We start from the raw sequence: 8409 nt of genomic DNA on the forward strand, positions 1-8409 counted from the left end.
CTCCCGCAGCACCCGCAGGTGGCGACTCACCGCGGGCCGGCTGATCGGGAAGCGACCGGCGATGTCGCCGGCCGACAGGCGTCCGCCGCGCAACATCACCAGGATGTCCCGGCGCACCGGGTCCGCGATCGCCGACGCCACCTCGTCCACTCGCAGAAACGTAACACGGCGGTTACGGGTTGGCCACGCCCGTCCCCGCACCCGATCTCGTCGCCGCCGATGCCGTGGCGCGGCACGCGGGTACCCGCTCCCGGCGACGGCGGGCGGCGGGCGGCGGGCGGCGGGCGGCGGGCGGCGGGCGGCGGATCGTTCCCGCTCCACCGGATCAGCTGGTGCCAGCCCGTCGAGCGGGGCGTGCGGTCCGGTAACCGACACTCTCCATAGTGGTTTGTCGATCCTAGAATTGGGACATGGCCCGGCCCCGGATCAGCAGCGCCCTGCTCGACGTGCTCGGGCTCCTGCTGCAGGCGTGGGACCAGCAGACCGAGGTGCACGGCTGGCAGATCATGCGGTCCGTGCGGCGCTCGGGTCCGACGGTCTACGCGGTGCTCGACCAGCTGGAGGATGCCGGCTGGATCACCGGCACCTGGCAGCAGCACCCCGCCGGCGCTCCGGCTCGGCCGCGACGCCGGTACTACCGGCTCACCGCGACCGGCGCCGAGGCGGCTCGCCGGGAGGTCCTGGCGCCGGCCCGGGTACCGCCGCCGCGCCCCCGTCCGGCTCCCGGCTTCGGCCGGCACGGGCACCCGCGGCCGGCGGGGTGAGTCGTGGGCATGGTCGAGGTGGTCCTGGCGCTGGTACTGGGGTTGGTCGTCAACGAGATGACCGACCTGTCACCGTGGCTCGGCCGCAAGCTGGTGACCTGGTCGGCCCGGCTGCGCTACCGGGACGACCCGCGTGCCGAGATCCGCGCCGAGGAGCTCACGGCGGTCATCAACGACCGGCCGGGCAAGCTGTTCAAGCTCGGCACCGGGTTCGGCTTCCTCTCCGCGGCCCTGCTGGCCCGGCTGCGCCGGCTCGTCGGTCGGGAGTCACTCGGCGAGGAGGCCGTCGGCGACGACCTGCTGGGCGCGCGGCGGGTTCTGCCGCTGGAGGACGAACCGACCCCCGGGGTGGCCCGGTACCTGTTCCCGACCGAGCGGTACCGGGGCGAGTGGCGCCGGCACTGGATCCACCCGGTGAAGAGCGTCGGCGTGATCACCATCTACGCCGTCCTCGGCGTCTGGGCGGCACAGGTGCGGATCGTCCCCCGGTACACCGGCTGGGTGGTCGTCCTGGTTCTGGCCGCCGCGGTGCTGCTGGCCGCGCATCGCGTCCTGGCCTGGCACCTCGGCCGGTTCGTCATCACGAACAAGCGGCTGATGTCGACCGAGGGGGTGTTCGTCCGTCGGGTGGGCATGATCCCGCTGCTGCGGGTGACCGACATGCGCTACGTCCAGTCCCCGCTCGGTCGCGCGCTCAACTACGGCACGTTCCGTCTGGAGTCGGCGAGCCGGCGCAACGTCCTGCGTCGGGTGGTCGACCTGCCCAACCCCAACGAGCTCTACCTGCGCCTGGTCGAGGAGATGTACGAGCCGGACGCGGTGGAGGCCCGGCTGGGCGGGGACGTGGCGGAGTTCCACGGCGCCACCGACGAGCTGTCGGAGTTGGACATCGCCTTCGGTCAGGCCGCCGAGCCGCTCTGGCAGGTCGGTGACGGGTGGCCGGAGTACGCCCGTCCGGCCGTCGAGGTGACCGACCCGGCGGCGGTGCGGCGGGAGGTGATCCTGCGGATCGGCGAACTGTCCGGGCAGTTGGCAGCGCTGACCGAGGCGATCCGCCGCCTGGATACCGGACCGTCCGAGCCGGCAGGGCGTGACGAACGGGGCGTACCCGATCGACCGGTCGCCCCCCTGGAGGAGGCATCGCGCGTCCTGCCCGCCGACCCGCCGGTCGTCCGGCCGGTCCCGCGTCCCCGACTGCCACGTGTCGATCCGCTCGCCGACACCGGTGACTGAGCCTGCCGTCGCCCCACCACATCCCCGGTGACCTCCCGGGGCGCCATCGCCCGACCCCGGCCCGGGGCCTCCGGCTCGCGCGAGGCCGTGCCTGCGCTCGCCACCTCAGGCGTGAGGGGCGCGGTCGCCCCGTCGGCTCGACGTCGAGCCGACGGGGCGACCGCGTGTCCCGCGACGCTGTCGGGGATCGCTGCCGCTCAGACCACGCCGACGGTCGCCGCGGCGTCCACGAGGCCCGCGCCGCAACCGCCGGAGCAGGTCCCCGGGATCGCCCGGCTGTTGGCCTTGAGGGCCGATTCGACCGCCGCCGGGGTCAGCGTGGGCGCCTTGCCGAGCACGAGCGCCGCGATGCCGGCCACGTGGGGCGCCGACATGCTGGTGCCCATGTACGCGGTGTAGGTCGGGCTGCCCGGCGTGGTGGTACCGCCGTTCATGGTGGACACCACGCCGTTCTGCGGCGTGGTGCGGGTGCCGGGCGGATCGGTCTCGAGGCGCACCTCGCCACCGGGCGCCGACACGTCCACCGCGCTGCCGTAGTTGGAGTAGAAGGCGCGGTTGCCGTCCCGGTCGAGCGCGGCCACGGAGACGACGTTGGCGCAACTCGCCGGGCTGAAGCCGCTGGCGTTGGCGTTGCTGTTGCCGGCCGAGACCACCACCGTCGTGCCGCGGCGCACGGCGGAGGTGATGGCGTTCTGGTACGTGCGGCTGCACGCGCCGCTGCCGCCGAGGCTCATGTTGATCACCTTGGCGGGGGTGGCGTTGGCGGGGAGACCGGAGACGGAACCACCGGAGGCCCAGACGATCGCGTCGGCGATGTCGGAGGTGGTGCCACCGCACTTGCCGAGCACCCGAAGGTGCTGCACCCGGGCCGCCGGTGCGACCCCGGCCACGCCGACGCCGTTGCCGCTCACCGCGGCGATCGTGCCGGCCACGTGGGTGCCGTGCCAACTGGAGTTCTTCGCCTTCGACCCGACACCGCACTCACCGTCGGTGGCGTTCCAGTCCCCCTCGTCCTGCGGGTTGGCGTCGCGGCCGTTGCCGTCGCGCGCGTTGGTCGAGCTGCTGATGAAGTCGTACCCGGCGACGGTGTTCGCGTCCAGGTCCGGGTGCGCCGTGCGGCCGGTGTCCAGCACCGCCACGACGGTCCCGCCGCCGGTGGCGACGTCCCAGGCGGCCGGGGCGTTGATGCCGCCGGTCGTCTCGTAGTAGTGCCACTGCTCCGGGTAGCTCGGGTCGTTCGGCGTCGACAGCGCGTACATGGGGGTGTCCGCCTCGACGTACTCGACGTCGCCCCGGGCGGCGAGCGCCTGCACCAGGCCCGAGGTGCGGCCACTGGCCCGGACGACATGGGCGCCCACCGCCAGCTGACGGACCTCGGTCAGACTGACCCCGAACCGTCCGCCGAGCTGACGCAGGGCGGCGCCGCGGTCGGCCCCGGCCTTGAACTTGACGATGTACTGGTTCGCGGAGCTGTCGGCGGGTGCCGGAGACGGCAACGGCGCCGCCGATGCGGGCGCGGTCAGCGCGGTGGTCGCCGCGAGGGCCGCTGCGGCCGCCCCCGCCACGGCGAGGACAGAACGCGGTCGTGTCACGTTTCCTCCCAACAGTGTCCGCCCTGGTCGGCGGCAACAGACCGGACACTAGTTGGCCAATTTCCATACCTCAATATTCACCAGGCTTGAGGTCGACGCCGATCAGCAGCGCGCGAACGACCTACCGCTGGCCCGGCCGGGCATGGTGGAGGTGTTCCGGTGGAACGAGCGGCGTCCGACCGGGCACAGGTACGTGCACCTTCGGCTGGCGCGCCCGCGACCACCCGGGCGCGCAGAACGGCCCCTGCACGTGGTGGAGGCCGCCGGGTGTCCCCGACGGCCTCCACCCCTCAGCTCCAGCAGTGGGTGTCGCGGCTGATCAGCGCAGCAGCGACAGGATCTGGTTGAGCAGGGCGACGATGCCGTTCAGGGCGCCACCCGCGCCACCGGTGTTGTCCAGCAGACCGGCGACGGCGCACAGCAGGTTGCCGAGGAGATTGCCGGGGCCCTGCTGCGCGGTGATGTCGAGCACCACCTCGTCGAGGTGCACCTGGAGGCCGAGCAGGTCCAGGTCCAGCGGCCCGAGGTTCAGGTGCAGGATGTCGCAGGTGCCGCTGACCTGCAGCGGCACGGTGACCTGCTGCGTCACGGTGCCGAGCACGGCGCCCACCGAGTTGGTCAGCGTCCCGGTGAGCGTGCCGACGGCGACCAGCTGACCGTTCTGGTTGACGAACCGGGTGGGCGTGAACGTGCCGGCGAAGGCGCCGGTCCCGCCGAGGGCGTCGGTGAAGCTACCGGTGATGGGCGTGCTCAACGAGGACGCGGCGGGTGCGACGGCCGGAGCCTGCTGTGCCACCGGCGCGGCCTGAGCCACTCCGGTGCCACCGAGGACGAGTCCTGCCCCCGCAGCGAGGGCCGCGACCGTGGTGCCTAGGCGTGCTACGCGCATGAGTCGTTCCTTCCTCTCATTTGGCCTTGCCTCTAGGTCCTACCCCCCACCATCAGGCCAAACCCGGGATAGAAGATTCGCATTGCCTCGTGTCAGGGCTCGGGCCGCCCATCGTCGGACCCGAGCGTGACCGCCGAGTGACAGCGAGTTCGTCGTGTTGACGTCGGTCGGTCCGTCTCTGACCCAGGTAGGTCGGGCGTCGGGCCAGCTCCTCATTCGACCGCCCGGTCAGCTCGGGCGGGATCGGGGCGTCGGCAGGGCGATGGGACGGAGCGCACCTCGTTGAACCGCACGCCGACCGGGTTGAGCGGCGAGGGCGGACGCGCGGGGCTGCGCGGGATCGCCGCACGGTGCGCCGACGACGATCGCCCACCGGACGGGTGGTTCCAGTCCCCGGTCGGGCGCCGTCGGAGGCGGTTGCAGCCCCGACGGCGCCCTCCCGCATGTGGGTCAGTTCCGGTTGATGGTGAACGTCGAGGTGGTGTTCCGGATGTCCTGGTGGTTGTTGCTCAGCCGAAGGTTGGTGAAGGTGACCGAGCCGACCGCCGGGCCCTGGCCGGGTTCCGGCAGCTCGTTGGCCCAGATCCCGAAGCCGGACTTGGCGTCGTACGCGTCACCGCTCTTGCGGGCCCCGCTGATCGAGACGTTGGTGAAGACGGTGTCGGTGATCGGGTTCTGCGGCTGCCCGCCGACGTAGTTGGTCTGGAACATGATGCCGCTGTAGGTCGGGTCGACGATGTCGACGTCGCTGACCCGGATGCCCTGGAACACCTTCGAGGCGGAGAAGACCCAGATCGCCGGGAAGGTCTGCCCGTTCCAGAAGTGTCCGCCGGCCCGGACGATGGAGATGTTCTCGAACCGGGTGGGCGGGCTGGCGCCGAAGCCGTTCATCGGGTAGCCGAAGTCGAGCGAGCTGATCGTGATGCCGGAGTAGACCAGCGTGTCTGCGATGTAGATGTTGCGGAACGTGTTGCCGTAGCCGCCGTAGACGGCCACCCCGGCGGCCCGCCAGGTCAGGATCGAGGTGAGGTTCTCGTAGATGTTGTCCTTCATGTCCGCACCGCCCGCGTCGATGGCGGAGAAGAGCGCGAAGCTGTCGTCGCCGGTCGCCCGGGCCTCGTTGTTGCTGACCAGGTTGTTGGTGCTGCCGTTGGTCATGTTGATGCCGTCGGCGAACATGTTCCGGATCCGGGAGTTCTTGATCGTCACGTAGTCGGTGTTCGCGCCCCAGTAGAGGCAGACCATGTGCTCGTTCCAGATGTTGTCGATCACGATGTTCGACACGTTGGCGAAGTCGAACACCTTGCCCGGGCCGTCGATGCGCGAGGTGTAGTTGCCGAAGTAGGCGAAGTTGGCGAACGACGATCCGTTGGCCGACGCCTCCGCCCGGAACCCGACGTCGGTGTTGTCCTGCGTCGACGGGGCGTTGAAGCGGGTGTACCAGGGGCCGGCGCCGACGACCTTGACCGCCTTGCCGTACACCTGGAACTTCGACGCGGTGGCGTAGTTCCCCGCCGGCAGGTACACCCCGATCAGGTTGCCGGTGGTGTCCATCCGCACCCGGTCCAGGGCGTTCTGCACGTCGGAGTGGGTGAAGCCGGTCGGCACCGCGTAGCGGGCCGGGTCCGGGTTAGCGATCGGCGCGACCTGCTCGGTGTTGATGAAGTCGATCGCGTAGGTGGTGGTGTTGGCCGGGTCCTTCTGGAGCCGGATCCTGCTGCCGGCGGGCACCGTCGAGTTCAGCATGACGTTGGCCTCGTCGTAGATGTGCCGCGGTCCGCCCGCGCCCGGCGAGTTGCCCGGGCTCGCCTCGGCGCCGTACAGCCACATGTACTTCGAGGTCAGGTCGATAGCCTTGTGGAAGCTGCCGTTGACGTAGACGTTCAACGTCGAGGTGATGCCGCCGCCGCCCGGGGCGTCCGGGATGGAGAAGCGGGTGACCAGGGTGTTGGTGCTGGCCCGGGTGGTGAACTCAACGTAGCTGCCGGTCGTGTTGAGGGTGACCGCGCGCCGCCCGGACGCCTCACCGGCCAGGTCGCCGACGGTCCGGTTCGGCCCGACCACGGTCGCGCCGCCACCGACCGTGCCGTCCTCGGCCTCGTACATGTCGTACGGCATGTTGGCGCCGCGTCCGACGAAGAGCGGCTTGTCGCTGGTGTTGTTCTGCTGCTTGACCGGCAGTTCATTGGCGTCGGCGGCGAGCACCACCCGGACGGTGTACTTCCCGTTCGCGGCGGTCCAGGTGCCCAGGTTGACCGGGCCGACCGTGGCCCCGGCGTTGATCACCCCGGTGTACGCGCCGGTCAGCGTGCGCACCGCCGTACCGGCGCCGTCTAGCACGGTCAGCGTGATGCCGTGCGCCCCGGAGGCCGAGGCGACGCTGCCGGCGTTGCGCAGCGTCACGGAGAAGCTGACGGTGTTGCCCGCCGCCGGGTTGCCGGGCGTCCAGTCGACCGCCGAGGCGACCAGGTCCGAGCTGGCCACCGGGTTCACCACCAGCGGGGACGGGTTGGTGTAGCTGTTGTTCGTCTCGTCGGACTCGATCACCGCGTTCGCCTCGTCGACCTTGGCGCTCAGCGGGTAGCTGCCCGCCGCGCGGGTGCCGATGTTCGCGGTGACGGTGGTCGAGGCGCCGGCCGACAACCCGCCGACCGCGGCGGTGCCGACCCGCACGGCGCCGAGGTAGAGGTTGACGTTGGTCGCCGCGGAGGCCGCCGTCCCGGCGTTGCGGACGGTGGCGGAGAGGGTGACCGCGTCCGTCTCGGTGGGGTTGGCCGGGCTGGCCGACAGGGCGGTGACGGTCAGGTCCGGGTTGGCCGCCGGGGTGCCGATCACCTGGAACTCGGCCACCTGGCCGCCGGGCGCGCCGGAGTTGGCGGTGAAGGTCAGCCGCAGGTCGGCGGCGGTGGCGGAGACCGGGATGGTCACCGTGTTGCCGGACGTCGGGTTGAAGGTGTGGCTGGCCGCGCCGACCAGGCTGGTGAACGAGGTGGCGCTCTGCTCCCGGCCGAGCACCTGCACCGTCTGGGTGCGGGTGCCCCAGACCGGATCCGGGTTGAGCTTGAGCACCACCGAGCTGACGCTGGCGTTCGCCCCGAGCTGCACGGTCAGCGTGCCCGGGTAGCCGCCGCTCTCCCAGTACGTCGCCACGTTGTTGTCGTTGGCGTTGGTCGCGACGTAGGTGTGCACGTACGAGGAGGCCGTGATCGGCTTGCCGACCGCGAGGTTGGTGCCGCCGGTGCCGCTGCCGGTACGGGTGACCGTGTTGCTGTTGGCCGACTGGTTGCCGGCGGCGTCCTTCGCCCGCACGTAATAGGAGACGGTGGCGCTGGTCGGCTGGTTGTCGGTGAAGGTCAGCACGTTGCCTGCGACGCTGCCGCGCAGGGCGTTGTTGGCGTAGACGTCGTAGCCGGTGACCCCCACGTTGTCGGTGGCGGCGTTCCAGGTCAGCCTGATCTGCCCGCTGACCGGCTGGGTGTACGCCAGGTTGGTGGGCGCGGTCGGGGCCAGGGTGTCCCCGGTCGCCGTGCCGTACACCTCGAACTCGGAGAACTGGGCGGCCGGCCAGCCGGTGTTGCCGGTGACGGTGAGCCGGACGTAGCGGGTGCTGGCGGCCGGGAAGGTGATGGTCACCGTGTTGCCGGTGGCCGGGTTGAAGGTGTAGCCGGCGGACGACTTCAGGGCGGTGAACGACCCGCCGTCGGTGCTGCCCTGCACGGTCAGCGTCTGGGTGCGGGTCTGCCAGGCGGCGGCGGGGGGCAGCTTCAGCACCACCCGGTCGACGGTGACGGTGGCGCCGAGGTCGGCCTGGATCCACTGCGGGAAGGCGTTGTTGGCGCTCTCCCAGTAGGTGTCGGCGTTGCCGTCGTTGGCGTTCGCCGGGCCGTACGTCTGGTTGACGCTGCTGGCGGTCATGGTGGCGGAGATGCCG

General features: G+C 71.3%; 6 protein-coding genes. 2 read left to right on the plus strand and 4 right to left on the minus strand.

What is annotated here, in order from left to right:
- Positions 1-375: ArsR family transcriptional regulator (locus tag NCC78_RS32715; RefSeq protein WP_443677206.1), on the minus strand; the 375-nt coding region annotated here is incomplete at its 3' end.
- A gap of 35 nt (positions 376-410) precedes the next feature.
- On the opposite strand from NCC78_RS32715, the gene NCC78_RS23205 reads away from it, so the two are divergent.
- Complete coding sequence (locus tag NCC78_RS23205; protein WP_250797034.1) at positions 411-764, plus strand: helix-turn-helix transcriptional regulator; 354 nt, start codon at positions 411-413, stop codon at positions 762-764.
- Between the two features lie 9 nt (positions 765-773).
- Positions 774-1997: a PH domain-containing protein gene (locus NCC78_RS23210; RefSeq protein WP_250797040.1), complete on the plus strand. Its 1224-nt coding sequence runs from the start codon at positions 774-776 to the stop codon at positions 1995-1997.
- Positions 1998-2194: 197 nt separating this feature from the next.
- Here the strand turns inward: NCC78_RS23210 and NCC78_RS23215 are convergent, their stop codons facing one another.
- The 3 genes from NCC78_RS23215 to NCC78_RS23225 all read right to left on the minus strand — a co-directional run bounded on the left by NCC78_RS23215 (position 2195) and on the right by NCC78_RS23225 (position 8393).
- Positions 2195-3589, minus strand: a complete 1395-nt coding sequence (locus NCC78_RS23215; protein WP_250797035.1) for a S8 family serine peptidase — start codon at positions 3587-3589, stop codon at positions 2195-2197.
- 319 nt (positions 3590-3908) lie between these two features.
- Positions 3909-4478 carry a hypothetical protein gene (locus NCC78_RS23220; protein ID WP_250797036.1) on the minus strand — a complete coding sequence of 190 codons (570 nt, stop codon included), beginning with the start codon at positions 4476-4478 and terminating at the stop codon, positions 3909-3911.
- A gap of 450 nt (positions 4479-4928) precedes the next feature.
- Entirely contained in the window at positions 4929-8393 is a 3465-nt protein-coding gene (locus NCC78_RS23225) for a discoidin domain-containing protein (RefSeq protein WP_308220940.1), read from the minus strand.
- Between the last annotated feature and the right edge of the window lie 16 nt (positions 8394-8409).

Origin of the sequence: Micromonospora phytophila, from assembly GCF_023656545.1 — a bacterium.
In the GTDB taxonomy this organism is placed as follows: domain Bacteria; phylum Actinomycetota; class Actinomycetes; order Mycobacteriales; family Micromonosporaceae; genus Micromonospora; species Micromonospora phytophila.